At 67.4% G+C, this 14,327-nt stretch carries 11 protein-coding genes and 1 pseudogene; 9 read left to right on the forward strand and 3 right to left on the reverse strand.

Annotation, left to right across the window (positions count from 1 at the left end; translation table 11 throughout):
* The first annotated feature begins 2 nt into the window (after positions 1-2).
* The 5 genes from DSC_RS04095 (at position 3) to DSC_RS15970 (ending at position 3,408) form a co-directional block, all read left to right on the forward strand.
* Complete coding sequence (locus tag DSC_RS04095; RefSeq protein ID WP_014159868.1) at positions 3-434, forward strand: NfeD family protein; 432 nt, start codon at positions 3-5, stop codon at positions 432-434.
* Positions 435-511: 77 nt separating this feature from the next.
* The gene (gene gcvT, locus DSC_RS04100; RefSeq protein ID WP_014159869.1) at positions 512-1,618 is read left to right on the forward strand and encodes a glycine cleavage system aminomethyltransferase GcvT; all 1,107 of its coding nucleotides are present in this window, start codon (positions 512-514) and stop codon (positions 1,616-1,618) included.
* 189 nt (positions 1,619-1,807) lie between these two features.
* Positions 1,808-2,203, forward strand: a complete 396-nt coding sequence (gene gcvH / locus DSC_RS04105) for a glycine cleavage system protein GcvH (RefSeq protein WP_014159870.1) — start codon at positions 1,808-1,810, stop codon at positions 2,201-2,203.
* Between the two features lie 149 nt (positions 2,204-2,352).
* The gene (locus DSC_RS16500; RefSeq protein ID WP_147475083.1) at positions 2,353-2,580 is read left to right on the forward strand and encodes a hypothetical protein; all 228 of its coding nucleotides are present in this window, start codon (positions 2,353-2,355) and stop codon (positions 2,578-2,580) included.
* Between the two features lie 480 nt (positions 2,581-3,060).
* Positions 3,061-3,408: a hypothetical protein gene (locus tag DSC_RS15970; protein WP_043290392.1), complete on the forward strand. Its 348-nt coding sequence runs from the start codon at positions 3,061-3,063 to the stop codon at positions 3,406-3,408.
* Between the two features lie 220 nt (positions 3,409-3,628).
* Here the strand turns inward: DSC_RS15970 and DSC_RS04115 are convergent, their stop codons facing one another.
* Positions 3,629-5,104 (reverse strand): serine hydrolase domain-containing protein, encoded by a 1,476-nt coding sequence (locus tag DSC_RS04115; RefSeq protein WP_043290393.1) that lies wholly within the window; start codon positions 5,102-5,104, stop codon positions 3,629-3,631.
* A 246-nt stretch (positions 5,105-5,350) separates the two neighbouring features.
* On the opposite strand from DSC_RS04115, the gene DSC_RS04120 reads away from it, so the two are divergent.
* Positions 5,351-6,247 carry a DMT family transporter gene (locus DSC_RS04120; RefSeq protein ID WP_043290394.1) on the forward strand — a complete coding sequence of 299 codons (897 nt, stop codon included), beginning with the start codon at positions 5,351-5,353 and terminating at the stop codon, positions 6,245-6,247.
* Between the two features lie 157 nt (positions 6,248-6,404).
* Positions 6,405-7,720: pseudogene (locus DSC_RS04125) on the forward strand (NTP/NDP exchange transporter).
* Positions 7,721-7,885: 165 nt separating this feature from the next.
* On the opposite strand, the gene DSC_RS04130 reads toward DSC_RS04125, so the two are convergent.
* Entirely contained in the window at positions 7,886-10,360 is a 2,475-nt protein-coding gene (locus DSC_RS04130) for an acyl-CoA dehydrogenase (RefSeq protein WP_014159874.1), read from the reverse strand.
* Positions 10,357-11,304, reverse strand: coding sequence for an alpha/beta fold hydrolase (locus tag DSC_RS04135; protein ID WP_043290395.1), 948 nt, complete (start codon positions 11,302-11,304; stop codon positions 10,357-10,359). The genes DSC_RS04130 and DSC_RS04135 overlap by 4 nt, the downstream gene beginning before the upstream one ends.
* A gap of 124 nt (positions 11,305-11,428) precedes the next feature.
* Here DSC_RS04135 and DSC_RS04140 point away from each other — a divergent pair, with 124 nt between their 5' ends.
* Positions 11,429-12,028, forward strand: a complete 600-nt coding sequence (locus tag DSC_RS04140) for a TetR/AcrR family transcriptional regulator (protein ID WP_014159876.1) — start codon at positions 11,429-11,431, stop codon at positions 12,026-12,028.
* Positions 12,029-12,238: 210 nt separating this feature from the next.
* A complete protein-coding gene (locus tag DSC_RS04145; RefSeq protein WP_043290396.1) occupies positions 12,239-13,795 on the forward strand; it encodes a tetratricopeptide repeat-containing sulfotransferase family protein in 1,557 nt (518 codons plus the stop codon).
* Positions 13,796-14,327: the final 532 nt, after the last annotated feature.

Genomic DNA, 14,327 nt, shown 5'->3' on the forward strand with positions numbered 1-14,327 from the left:
CCATGACCCTGCGCCTGGCGTTCTGGGCGGTGCTGGCGCTGGTGCTGTTCGCCGCCGAGGCGCTGCTGCCCGGCGCCTCGCTGATGTGGCTGGGCTTTGCCGCCGCGGCGATGATGGCGGTGATGCTCATCGCGCCGGGCCTGGACATCCTGGCACAGGCGATCCTGTTCGCGGTGTTCGCCATCGCCTCGGTGCTGATCTACCGGCGCTGGTTCCGTGCCCGCGCCCAGGTCAGCGACAAGCCGCTGCTCAACCGCCGCGCCGACCAGCTGATCGGCCAGACCGCCGTGCTGGAGCAGGCCATCGTGCGTGGCCGCGGCCGCATCCAGCTGGCCGATACCTACTGGAGCGTGGAAGGCCCGGACCTGCCGGCTGGCGCCGCCGTGCGGATCGTGGCCACCGACGGCATGACCCTGCGGGTGCAGGAGGTCTGATCGCTGCGTGTCGGTGGCCAGGCCGCCGCCGCATGGCCCATCTGGAATAATGCCGGTCTCTTTGCAAGGACCCGGCCATGACCAAGAAGACCATCCTCAACGACAGCCACCGCGCCCTGGGCGCCAGGATGGTGGACTTCGGCGGCTGGGACATGCCCCTCAACTATGGCTCGCAGATCGAGGAGCACCACGCCGTGCGCACCGACGCCGGCATGTTCGACGTCAGCCACATGACCGTGGTCGACCTGCGCGGCCCGCGCACGCGCGAGTTCCTGCGCTACCTGCTCGCCAATTCGGTCGACAAGCTCAAGACGCCGGGCAAGGCGCTGTACTCGGCGATGCTGGACGCCAACGGTGGGGTGATCGACGACCTGATCGTTTATTTCCTCGATGAAGCCTTCTTCCGTCTGGTGGTCAACGCCGCCACGCGCGAGAAGGACCTGGCCTGGATCAACAAGCAGGCCGCCGCCTATGGCGTGGAAGTGATCGAGCGGGCGGAGCTGGCGATGATTGCCGTGCAGGGCCCGAACGCACGCGCCAAGGTCATCGGCCTGCTGCGCGAACATGACCGGGCGGCCGCCGCCAAGCTGCCCCGCTTCGCCGCCCTCGATGCGATCAGCACGTCCGGCACAGCGCTGTTTGTCGCGCGCACCGGCTACACCGGCGAGGACGGGTTCGAGCTCATCCTGCCGGCCGAAGGCGCGGTGGCGTTCTGGGAGGGGCTGATCGAAGCAGGCGTCAGGCCAGCCGGCCTGGCTGCGCGCGACACGCTGCGCCTGGAGGCGGGCATGAACCTCTATGGCCAGGACATGGACGAAACCGTCTCGCCCTACGAGGCGGCGATGGGGTGGACCGTGACCCTGGACGAAGGCCGTGAGTTCGTCGGCCGTCAGGTGCTCCAGGCCCAGCAGCTGCAGGGCGCGCCGCGCCAGCTGATCGGCCTGGTGATGGATGAAAAGGGCGTGCTGCGCCATGGGCAGAAGGTCATCACCGCCCAGGGCGATGGCCAGATCCTGTCCGGCACGTTCTCGCCGACGCTGGGCAAGGCCATTGCCCTGGCCCGCGTGCCGGCTGGCGAACCCGGCGCGGTGCACGTGGACATCCGCGGCCGCCAGATGCCGGTGCGGGTGGTCAAGCCTCCGTTCGTGCGCGAGGGCCAGGCGCAGCCCAGCGTGCTGGACTGAGCGTCCAGGGCGCGGCCATGGCCCATTCGTGGGAACACTTCGTCTTCCTGCACCTGCCCTGGTCGTTGCTGGGCGTCAGACGTTTTGCGCGAGATGAGTGCCGCGCTGCTCACGCCAGGTGACAAGGCACCGGCGCCTTTCGCTAAACTCCCCGCCATTCCCCACTACCGCCTTCGGCCGGAGCACCCCATGAGCGAGATCCCTGGCGATCTGAAATTCCTCAAATCCCACGAGTGGGCCCGCGTCGAAGGAGGTGGACGGGTCACCGTCGGCATCTCCGATCATGCCCAGGGCCTGCTGGGCGACCTGGTCTACGTCGAGCTGCCCGACATTGGCGACACGGTGACCGCCGGTGAGGCCAGCGCCGTGGTCGAGTCGGTCAAGGCCGCCTCGGACGTCTACAGCCCGGTGTCGGGCACCGTGGTCGAGGTCAACCAGGCGCTCGCCGACAAGCCGGAGACCATCAACGAAGACGCCTTCGGCGAAGGCTGGCTGTACGTGGTGGAGATCAGCAAGCCGGAAGAGCTGGACGAACTGCTGGGTCCGGACGAGTACGCCGAGCAGATGGACCAAGAGGAAGACTGAGTTCGCCTTCGGTCCGCGGGCAACACTGCATCCGACGACGCCGCTTCTTCGAAGCGGCGTTTTTCGTTTCGTCCGGCACTCGCAGCGAGCGACCTTCGGCGTCGTCGCCGGGCGCGTCGGTACATGCAACGTGGATCCCCGATGCGTTGATGGACGCCGCACATGCCGGAAAAGTTTGCGCAGTTCGCGGGCATCGCCATCTGCGCGACGCAAAAATCATCGCCTTTGAAGCTGTGCGGATCAGTCGCGATTCAACTGCCGGGCATGCGCATGGCCTCCATGGCGCCCTGCTTCAAGCCCATGGCCCGATCTACAGCGTGCGACATCTGGCATGCACAAAACAGCATAAAAAAAGCACTCTGCAAAAAATGCCGTGAGCTTGCGCAGCATGCAACGTGCATCCACGTGCGAACCGGGGCGTAAGGTCGCGCTGCGCGGTCGCGATGCCCATGCAAAACGCGATGCGAAATTTTTATGCAAAACGGTTGACACCTATAAAAACCGTGATTAGGTTTCGCCCCAACGCAGCCCACGCATCATCAAGCAAGCGAGCCGGTCATCGCGACGAAGCGCACAACGACAAGGTCGCCCGCCCGTACCCCGCTGAGGATGGTCGAAGGCTTCGCTTCCCCCGAGCAAATTCAGCACCTGATCCGCCACGACACCTGCCCATCCAGCGCGGGTGTCTTTGCCTGGTCCGGTGCAGGACGTCGGCCCTGGCCGCCATCCAGCAAGATCCGCCCCAGCGCGCATGGCGCGTCGGCGGCTGCATGCGGGTCCGACTCCCGCAGCGTTTCGAGTACTGGGCTTGGTACTGGATGTTTCATCCAAAGCAATCACTGACGAGGAGCCATCACATGGCAACGAAGAAAGCTGCAAAGAAAACGGCCAAGAAGGCCACCAAGAAAGTCGCCAAGAAATCGGTAGCCAAGAAGGCCGTGAAGAAGGCTGCCAAGAAGTCGCCTGCCAAGAAGGCCGTGAAGAAGGTCGCCAGGAAGTCGCCGGCAAAGAAGGCCGCAAAGAAGGCCGTCAAAAAGGCCACCAAGAAGGCCGCAACCAAGAAAGTCGCCAAGAAGCCATCAGCCAAGAAGGCCCCGGCGAAGAAGGTCGCCAAGAAGGCTGCCAAGAAGTCGCCTTCCAAGAAGGTTGCCAAGAAGAAGGCCGCTCCGGTCGCGCTCCCCGCGACGCCGGCTCCGCTGATCTAAACAGGATCGCGGCAACCGCAAGACGCTGGATCGCAAGACTCACTGAAACTTCCTTCCCGGTGCCCAGCGGGGAGGAAGTTTTTTTGTCTGCGCCTTGTGCTCGGCGACGCGCTCGGACCGGATGCACCGCATCGCACACGACGGCATCGCTCAGGCGATGGCCTGAAACCACAACGCCGGGGCAAGCCCGGCGTTGTGGTGATCGAGGCGCAGCGGGCGGTCAGTGCGGCGCGGCCACGGCCTCGCCGGAAGAAGCACCGGGCTCGTCGTCGGCGGCGGCATCGTCGTTGCCAGCCATCTGCAGCGTCTGCGGCAGCGGGTGGCCGTTGGTCTGGGCCAGCAGCAGCTGTTTGCCCAGCTCGGTGTGGAGCCATTGCTGCGGCGGCAGGCCCAGTGCAGTATCGAGCACGGTGGGCAGCAGGCCCGATGGCAGTGGGCTGGTGCTGTTCCACAGGATTGCCACGCCGAAATCACGCCCCGGCACCATTGCCACCAGCCCGCGGTAACCCTCGACCGCGCCGGCATGGAAGACGACCTGCTGGCCGGAATAGTCCAGCACGCGCCAGGCCAGGGCATAGCTGGCCGAATCCACGCGCGCGCCACGCCAGCCGGCGCGCATCTCGCCAGGGGTGCTGATCAGCGGCGCGTGCAGCGTGGCCAGCAGCGGTGCCGGCAGCACGTCGGGGCGATGGCCCAGGTGCGCCAGCAGCCACTGGGCCATGTCGCTGGCGCTGGCATTGACACCGGCGGCCGGTGCCAGACGGTAGTAGGTGGGCTTGGGTTGCAGCGAGGCCCAGCCGCTGCGTGCGCGCACGTGCGGACGCGCCCAGCTGGGGCTGTGCTCGATGCCGGCCAGGCCGATGCTGGCATCGTTCATGCCCAGTGGCTTGAAGATGCGGCGATCGACGGCCTGGTCGTAGAAGCTGCCGGTGGCGGCAAACACCACGTCACCGACCAGGCTGAAGGCCACGTTCTGGTACTCGTAGCATTGGCCCGGCTTGCAGCCAAGCGGCGCGGTCGCCAGCTTCTGCGAGACCGAGTAGTAGTCGGCGTTGGCCTCGATATCCCGGTCGAAGGCGTTGTGCCAACGCAAGCCGGTGCGGTGGCTGAGCACGTCGGCCACGGTGACCTGGCCGGTGGCAACCGGATCGATCAGCTGGAAACTGGGGACGTAGTCGGCCACCTTGCTGTCCCAGCGCAGCACGCCGTCGTTGACCAGCAGGCCGGTGATCGTGCCGGCAAAGGCCTTGGACAGCGAGGCCAGGCGGAACACGGTGTGGGCGTTGATTGGCTGCGGGTTGCGCACGTCGGTCACGCCGTAACCGCGGGCGCTGATCACGCGGCCGTCCTGGACGATGGCCATGGCCAGGCCGGGGACGCGCTGGCCAACGGTCAGGTCATTGGCCAGTGCTTCGAATGCGGCCACGTCGAAGCCCGGTGCAACCGGGCGCACCTGCGCGGGGTTCAACGCGGTGCGATAAGGCAGCGGCTTGGTCGGGGATTGGTAAGGCGCCGGCGCGGCGCGCCAGCGTTGGGCAGCGGCGCTGGAGACCTGGCCCGTCGTGCCGCCCACGGCCGGCAGCGGCGCCGGAAGGGTAGGGGTCTGGGCGGTAGAGGAGAGCGCCAGTGGCAACAGCATGGCCAAAGAGCTCAATCGCCAGGGCCGCGCACGACGCTGTCCGCTGTGTTCCTGCATGTCCAACACCCCTGCGCTCTCGCTTGGCCGGATCATAACGCTGGCGCGCGCGAATGCACAAACCGTGCGAACAAGGCCCGCCATCTTGTTCATCGCGCTGGATTTTGTACGGTTTTCTGAATACGGCTTTTGCGCGCGCGGCGACGCCCATGGCGGGGTTGGCCTTCATCCTCGGTTGCATCCTTGCGCTGCTGCGCGACCAAAGCGGTAAAGACCGCCCGACCCGGTTCGGCCATGATCATCCCGATGTCAGACCCCACTGTCCCCTCCCCGCGCGGCCGCGGCGACGCCCTGCTGGGCACCGGCTTTGTCCTGGTCTGGTGCACTGGCTACATCGCCGGCAAGGCGGTGGTGGCACATGCGGCGCCGTTGACCTCGCTGGTGCTGCGCTTCGGGCTGGCCGCGTTGCTGTTCGGTGCGATGGCGGCGGTGGCGCGGGTGCGCCGCTGCAGCCGGGTGGAGCTGTGGCAGAGCGCGGTCACCGGCGTGCTGATGCTGGCGCTGCACTTCGGTGCGGTCTACGTGGCCTTTCGGATGGGCGCCAACGCCGGCGTGTCGGCGCTGGTGATCGGCGCGATGCCGTTGCTGGTGGCGGTGGTGGCCACCCTGGACGGCAGCGAACGGCTGGGCCTGTGGCGTTGGCTGGGCATGGCGCTGGGCCTGCTGGGCGTGGTGCTGGTGGTGGCCGACCGGGTCGACGGCGCTACACCGCTGCCGGCCTGGGGCATGTTGCTGCTGGGCCTGGTTGGCATCACCGCCGGCACGCTCTACCAGAAGCGGCATGCCGCGCACCTGGACATGCGTCTGGCCCTGGCTGTCCAGAACGCTGCGGCGACGCTGGTGCTGCTGCCATTCGCGCTGGGCGAAGGGCTGCACTTGGACGGCACGCGTGATTTCTTCCTGCCGCTGGGCTGGCTGGTGTTGGTGAACTCGATCGGTGGCTTCGCGCTGCTGTTCCTGCTGATCCGGCGCGGTGCGGCCACGCAGGTGGCCGCGCTGTTCTTCCTGATGCCGCCGGTGACGGCGGTGTTTGGCCACTTCACCCTGGGCGAGCACCTGACCTGGCTCAAGGGCGCCGGCTTTGCCTGTGCAGCCTTCGGGGTGTGGCTGGCCACGCGCCCGCAGGCCGGAGGAGGCCACTGATCCGTCACCGTGCGAGCTCGCCGGTGCGCAGTCTGGCGATGTTGCAGTGCATCGGCTACCGTGCGCGCGTGATGGCCTTGGAGTGCGCGCCCATGTCGGTGTCTGTGCAGCGGTCGGGATCGGCCGCGCGGTGAACCAGGCCACCGGCAGTCCGGGGATGATCGGCCGTTTCCGCCAGGCATTGCGCGCCTCCCCGCCGCTGGCGTGGGCCTTCCTGTATTTCTTCTGCCTGCTCACCGGGTACTACATCCTGCGGCCAGTGCGCGAGGCGATGTCCTCGTCCAATGACATCCGCACGATCTTCCCGCCGGAGATGATCGCCTTCTTCGCCGCGCGCGGCATGGCGCTGAAGGACTTCACGCTGCAGGTGATCTTTACCTGCGTGTTCCTGATCATGCTGCTGCTGCAGCCGCTGTATGGCGCGCTGGTGAGCCGCTTCCCGCGGCGGGTGTTCCTGCCGGTGGTGTACGGGTTCTTCATCGTCACGCTGTTGGGCTTCTACGTGATGTTCGACAGCGGCGTCGCGGGGCGCGGGATGGCCTTCATCCTGTGGATCACGGTGTTCAACCTGTTTGCGGTGGCGGTGTTCTGGAGCTTCATGGCCGATGTCTTCAGCGATGCCCAGGCACGCGCCAGCTACGGCTACATCGGCGCGGCCGGCACCCTGGGCGCGCTGGCCGGACCGCTGCTGACGCGGCTGCTGGTGGACCGGATCGGTTCGCCAACCTGATGCTGGTTTCAGCCGGCTTCCTGCTGATGTGCCTGTTGTGCATCTACCGGCTGCGGTGGTGGGCGGTGCAGCGCGAGCAGGCGCACCACCTGGCCAGCGGCGAAGTGCCGATGGGCGGGGATATCCTCGGCGGCCTGAAGCTGATCGCGCGCGAGCCGCTGCTGCGCTGGATGGCAGTGATGGTGGTGTCGGGCGTCGGCGTGGGCACCCTGCTGTACAACGAACAGGCCGCCATCGCGCGCGCTGCCTTCAGCACGGCCGACCAGAGCACGCGCTATTTTTCCGGCATCGACCTGGCGGTCAACGGCCTGACCCTGCTGGTGCAGCTACTGCTCACCCGCATGCTGCTCACCCGCTACGGCATCGCCCCGGCACTGCTGATCCCGGGCGCGGCGATCATTCTGGGGTACGCGGCGCTGGCTGCCTCGCCGCTGCCGATGATGGTGGCGATCGTGCAGGTGGTCACGCGCGCCGGCGAATTCTCGTTGGCCAAGCCGGCACGCGAGACGATCTATACCCGGGTGCCGCGCGAGTGGCGCTACAAGGCCGGCGCGGCGATCGACACGGTGATCTACCGCGGCGGTGACCTGAGCTTTGTGTGGTTGCACAAGCTGCTGTCGGCATTCGGCTCGCAGGTGGTCTTCGGTGCCGGCCTGGTGGTTGCCTCGGGCATGACCGCCGGTGCGTTGTGCCTGCTGCGCCAGGCCAGCAAGCTGCCGGCAGAGCGCCCGCACACGTCTTGATCGTGGCAGCCAGCTCCGTGCCCACTGCAGCCGGCGGCGTTTTTTTCCGACCGGGCATGCGCCGGACTGCGAGGATCGGGCTTCAGCGGTGGGCCATGCAAGACTGCCGACAGCACAACGGCGGACACCAGCTCCGCCGTTGCAGATCCACCTTGAGCGGCGTGCTTACGCCGCTTCGCGCGAGGCGGCCCCGATCGGACCGGGGCGATAGCCGGCCGAGCGCAGTTCCTCGGTATCGAAGTCGTCCACGCTGATGGCGTCCATGGTCAGCGTGCGCAGCTCTTCCAGCTGCAGGCGCTCCTCGGCGGTGATCAGGCCCTCGCGCACGGCCTCGTCCAGCTGCGAGGGGAAGTCCAGCGCCTGGATGCCCCTGGTCTTGAGCGCCTTGATGAACTTGCGTTCCACCGGCTCGGCGGCCACGGCCTTGGCCAGGTAGCTGGCGATGCGGCCGCCCGGGTTGTTCTCGCAGGGGGTGAGGAAGACCCCGTCGGCCAGCTGATCGCGGGCGGCGTTGGGCGCCATCAGCAGCGCGGCCACGCGATGGCCCAGGCGATCGCCCGGCGCCTCGGCGCGGCGGCCCCAGGGGAAGATCAATGCCCACAGCAGCCAGCCCACCGGGCGCACCGGGAAGTTGCGCAGCGCCGCCGACAGGGCCAGTTCGATCTCATGCACGCTGTGGTGGAAGGCCCAGGCCAGCAGCGGTTGTTCGGCCTGCGGGGCGCCATCGTCGTGGTAGCGCTTGAGCATCGCGCTGGTCATGTAGATGTGGCTCAACACGTCGCCCAGGCGACCGGACAGCGATTCCTTGAACTTGAGCTTGCCGCCGAGCAGCAGCATCGACACGTCGGCCATCAGTGCCAGGTTGGCCGAGTAACGGTCCAGCTTGCGGAAGAAGCGCCTGGTGTAGGCATCGCCCGGCGCGGCGCCGATGCGCGCGGCGGTCAGGCCGAACCAGAACGAACGCACTGCGTTGGAGATGCCGAAGCCGATGTGGCCGAACAGGCTGCGGTCGAAGGCTTCCAGGCCGGCGCCGTGGTCCGGGTCCTGTGCGGCCTTCATTTCCTTCATCACCCACGGGTGGCACAGGATCGCGCCCTGGCCGAAGATCAGCAGGCTGCGGGTCATGATGTTGGCGCCTTCGACCGTGATGCCGATCGGCGCGGCCTGCCAGGAGCGGCCGGCGAAGTTCTTCGGTCCCAGGATGATGCCCTTGCCGCCGACCACGTCCATCACATCGGAGACGACCTCGCGGCCCATGGTGGTGCAGTGGTACTTGGCGATCGCCGAGGGCACCGACGGCACATCGCCGCGGTCCACGGCTGCGGCGGTGGCCTGGGCCAGCGCGCTGATCGCGTAGGCCTTGCCGCCGATCCGGGCCAGGGCTTCTTCCACGCCCTCGAAGCGGCCGATCGACAGGCCGAACTGCTTGCGGATGCGCGCATAGCTGCCGGTGACCACCGCGCCGAACTTGGCACCGCCCGAGGCGGTGGAAGGCAGGGTGATCGAGCGACCCACGGCCAGGCACTCGTTGAGCATGTTCCAGCCCTTGCCGGCCATGTCCGCGCCACCGATCAGCTGGCTCAGCGGGATGAAGACGTCCTTGCCGTGGATCGGGCCGTTCTGGAACGGCGAGTTGAGCGGGAAATGGCGACGGCCGATGTCCACGCCCGGGGTGTCGCGCGGCAGCAGCGCCAGGGTGATGCCGATATCCCGGGTGTCGCCGAGCAGGCCATCGGGGTCGTACATGCGGAAGGCCAGGCCGATCAGCGTGGCCACCGGCGCCAGGGTGATGTAGCGCTTGTCGAAGGTGAGCCTGACCCCCAGCACGTTGGCGCCGTTCCACTGGCCCTTGCAGACGATGCCGTAGTCGGGGATCGAGGTCGCATCGGAGCCGGCAAACGGACCGGTCAGGCCGAAGCAGGGCACTTCCAGGCCCGACGCCAGGCGCGGCAGGTAGTAGTCCTTCTGTTCCTGGGTGCCGTAATGGACCAGCAGTTCGCCCGGGCCCAGCGAATTGGGCACCCCGACCGTGGAGCTGGCCACCGAGGAGATCGAGGAGATCTTCTGGATCACCTTGTGGTGCATCAGCGCCGAGAAGCCCAGGCCGCTGAATTCCTTCGGGATGATCATGCCGAAGAACCTGTGCTGCCTGACGAAATCCCAAACTTCCGGTGGCAGGTCGGCGCGCACGTGGGTGATGTCCCAGTCGTCGATCATCCTGCACAGTTCCTCGACCGGGCCATCGAGGAAGGCCTGTTCCTCGGCGGTGAGCTGTGGCTTGGGATAATCGAGCAGCTTGCGCCAGTCCGGATCGCCGGTGAACAGCTCGCCTTCAAATCCGACCGAGCCGGTTTCCAGCGCGATGCGCTCGGTCTGCGACAGCGGCGGCAGTACCCTGCGGAAGAACTTCAGCATTGGCGCGGTGACCAGCGCCTTGCGCACCGGCGGCAGCAGCAGCGGCACGGTGATGGCCGCCACGATCACCGCCGCGACGATGCAGGCGGCGGCGTTGGCGCCCAGCAGCCAGCAGGCGACCAGCGCGCAGGCACTGATCGCCGCCCAGGTGGCCAGACGCATGCGGTGGTAGGCGGCCAGGCCGCCAGCCAGCAGCACGGCGAGAAACGGAACCAGGATGCTCATGAGCGTGCTCCGGAAGCAGGATCGAAGTCGGTGTTGGAGAAGCGGGCGTGCCGGGCGCGCGACAGCGTGCCCAGGTAGTCGAGCACCGCGTCGGTGAATGCGTCGTTGTCATCGCCGGCCAGCATGTGCCCGGCGCGCGGCAGTTGCACGTGCCGCGCCTGCGGCACCAGCGAGCGAAAGGTGCGGATGTTGTCTTCGGATACCAGCTCGCTGCGTCCGCCGCTGATCAGCAGGACCGGACAGCGGACGCCGCGTGCGGCCTCGGCGATGGCGTCCTGGTGGCGGGCGCTGTCGCGGATCAGTTCGTCGATCAGGCGCATGTCCCAGTGCCAGCGCCAGCGGCCATCCGCGTCCTGGCGCATCAGCGGGGCCAGCGCCTGCGCCGCGCGGCGCGGGCGGTGGGGCAGGTAGGCGGCGACCAGGTCGGCGGCCTGCTCAAGCGACGCGAATCCGTCCTGGAACGCAGTGGCGAACTCCAGCACGCGCGCCAGCCCGGCCTGCTCCCAGTGCGGGGTGATGTCCACCAGCACCAGCGCCGTGAACAGTCCCGGCCAGCGGCTTTCGGCGATCAGCCCGAACAGCCCGCCCATCGACGCCCCCACCAGCACTGGCGGCTCGGCCTGTTCGCCGGCGACGATGATCAGGTCGTCGACGAACTGTTCGGCGTCGTAGCGCAGCTCGGGCGCGTTGCGCTGGGAATCGCCATGCCCGCGCGCGTCGTAGGTCAGCCCGGCGTGGCCCTGGCTGGCCAGTGCCATCGCACTCTTGCGCCAGGCACCGCCGCTCTGGCCGAAGCCGTGGGTATAGAGGATCGCCGGCCGCTGACCCGCCGCCGCTGGCGGCCGGAACATGGTCGCATTCAATCCAGTGCCGCATGCCCCGGTCAGGCGCACCGTCTCCAAGGTCGCCTGCGGCTGCTTTCCAGTGGGTTTGGCGTTGACCATACGCATAAGTATGGACTACCCTGGGGAACCGCGTCAAACCATACAAGCGTTTGATCGAAAGACGTCCCCGCTGCCTTGCATAAAACATACCTGTACATGCTTTGGCGTATGGTTAAATGGCGCGATGAACCCCTCCGCTGCCACACCCAGTCCCACTTCGTCCAGCCGTGCCCCGCGCCTGAGCGCCGAGGACTGGGCCCAGGCCGCGCTGGACCTGGTCGCCGAACAGGGCGTCGCCGCGGTCGCGGTGGAACCGCTCGCTCGTCGCCTGGGCGTGACCAAGGGCAGCTTCTACTGGCATTTCCCTTCCCGCGATGCGCTGCTGCAGGCGGCGCTGGAGCGCTGGGAAATGGTGGAACAGCAAAGCGTGTTCGGCAGCCTGGAAGTGGTGCCCGACCCGCGCGAGCGCCTGCGCCAGCTGTTCCTGCTGGTCGCCCACGAGGCCAAGTCGCACATTGTTTACAGCGAGCTGCTCAAGGCGCTGGACCACCCGGCGGTGCAGCCGGTGATCCAGCGGGTGTCACAGCGGCGCCTGGACTACCTGATCGCCTCGTTCCGCCAGGCTGGCCTGGGCCGCACCGATGCCCGGCACCGGGCGCGGCTGGCCTATGCGGCCTACGTCGGCTTCCTGCAGCTGTCGCTGCAGCTGCACCAGCCGCGGATGCAGCACGAGGAGTTCGAGGATTACGTCAGCCACATGATCGCCGTGCTGATTCCGAGCTGACCAAAACCGGGGTCCAAAACCGGGGTCAGAGTCGACTTTCTCCCCGCCTGCACCGGGCTCGGCGGCACTGCAGGAGAAAGTCGACTCTGACCCCGGTTTTGGACCCCGGTTTTTGGTTTTCACTGCGAGATATCATGGCGCATTCGAGCGGTCGGCCCCGGCAAACCGGGCGCCGGAAGCGTTCGGCGATCCTGATCAGGCGGTGATGTCGTGGCAGCTCATCAGTTGTGGGTGGAAGCGGAAAAGGCGGTGGATCGCAAGCAGTGGGACGCAGCCGAGCGCGCCTATCGACGCGCGCTTGCCAGCGACCGGTCGCACGTGCCTTCGTTGATCGGGCTTTCCAGTGTGCTGAGCACGCAGGGGCGGCATGTGCAGGCGCATGAAGCCATCATGGCCGCATGGGCGCAGCGTCCGGGCAATCCGGCGCTGATCTACGCACTGGCCCAGCGCCTGCGTTTCTTCAATGAATTTGCCGCGCTGGAACAGTGCCTCTCCGATGCGCGGTTCGCCGAACAGGCGCCGGTCCCGGTGGTCGCCCGCGGCGTGGTCATGCTCAGTTCGATCGGCGCACACCAGGCCGCGGTGCGCATGGCCCAACGCGGCGTGGCGCGCGACCCGAACAACGCGGCGATCCTCTATGTGCGCGGCAACCTGCACCTGTTCTCCGGCGAACCCGAGCAGGCCGAGCAGTGCTACGAAGCCTCGCTGGTGGCCGATCCCAGGCTGTACCAGAACTCATGGATGCTGGCGAGCGTGCGCACCCAGACGCGCCAGGCCAATCATGTCGACCGTCTGCGGCGCCAGCTCAAGGAAGCCAACCCGGGCAAGGAAGGCGAGGCATACCTGTGCTACGCGCTGCACAAGGAGCTGCATGACCTGGGTGATTACGAGGAAGCATGGAAGGCGCTGGAGCGCGGCTGCCGGGTGAAGCGCAGCCACGTGCAATACGTGCCCCGCGACGATGCGCGCCTGGTCGACGCCTTGATCGAGCGTTGCGACCGGCCCTTCGTGGAAGCGGCCAGTGGTGTCCCCCAGCCGGCGGTCCCCATCTTCATACTCGGCATGCACCGCTCCGGCACCACGTTGCTGGAGCGCATGCTGTCGGGCCACTCGCAGGTCGCCGATGCCGGAGAAACCGGTTCGTTCGATGCGCAGATGCAGCTGGCCGCCAACCGCCAGTACGCCAACCGGCTTGACTTCGAGATCGTCGAACGTGCCGCCGGCCTCGATTACGATGCGGTGGCCAAAGGCTACGCTTCGGCGGCGCAATGGCTGAGCCGGGGCAAGCCCTTCTTCACCGAAAAACTGCCGATGAACTTCTGGAACGCCGGCTTCATCGCCAGGGCGCTGCCGCAGGCCAGGATCATCAATCTGGTGCGCGATCCCATGGATACGTGCTTCTCCAACCTGAGGACGCTGTTTGCCGGCGTCGCCACCTATTCCTACGTGCAGGAAGAACTGGCCGGTTTCTACCTGCAGTACGCCAGGCTCATGCGGCACTGGATGGAGGTGATGCCCGGCCGCATCCTGCAGGTCAGCTACGACGCGCTGGTGGCGGACCCGCAGGCGGTGGGCGAGCGCGTCGCCGAATACTGCGGGTTGTCCTACCAGGCTTCCATGGCCGAGGTGGAGCGCGAATCGGGTCGGGTCGCCACCGCCAGTGCGGCGCTGGCCAGGCAGGGCGTACGTCGCGACCGGGGCCAGGTGTGGAAGCATTACCAGGCGCACCTGCGGCCGCTGGCCGAGGCCTTGCGGCCGCTGTACTGAGAGGCTGAGAAAAAATCGCCCGCCTACTGCGACCGTCGCCAAACGCCCGTGCCGGCAGCGCGCTGCGGGCAAATCCGGGTCATTTGGCTCACCAAACTCCGCCTGCGGCTCGGGCAGGAAGGCCTGCGAGGCTGCGCTGAGCGTGTTGCGCCCCAGCCGCCAACGCGCGCCGGACCGCACACGTAGGGCGGGTCTCGACCCGCCATCGCCATGCATCCGCCCACGCACATGCATGGATGTAGGGCGGGTCTCGACCCGCCATCGCCATGCCTCCGCCCACGCACATGCATGAATCGACGGCGGATCGTAGGGCGGGTCTCGACCCGCCATTGCCATCCATCCCCCACACGCACGCGTCGATCGAAGGCGGATCGTAGGGCGGGTCCCTGCGCGGTGATCGGCGTTTATGCGGCTTGGGGCGCGATGGGCTTGACCGGTGAGCCTGAGCGGCGGGTCGAGACCCGCCCTACGTGGTGATCGGCGTTTATGCGGCTTGGGGCGCGATGGGCTTGACCGGTGAGCCTGAGCGGCG

The organism is Pseudoxanthomonas spadix BD-a59, from assembly GCF_000233915.3.
Lineage (GTDB): Bacteria > Pseudomonadota > Gammaproteobacteria > Xanthomonadales > Xanthomonadaceae > Pseudoxanthomonas_A > Pseudoxanthomonas_A spadix.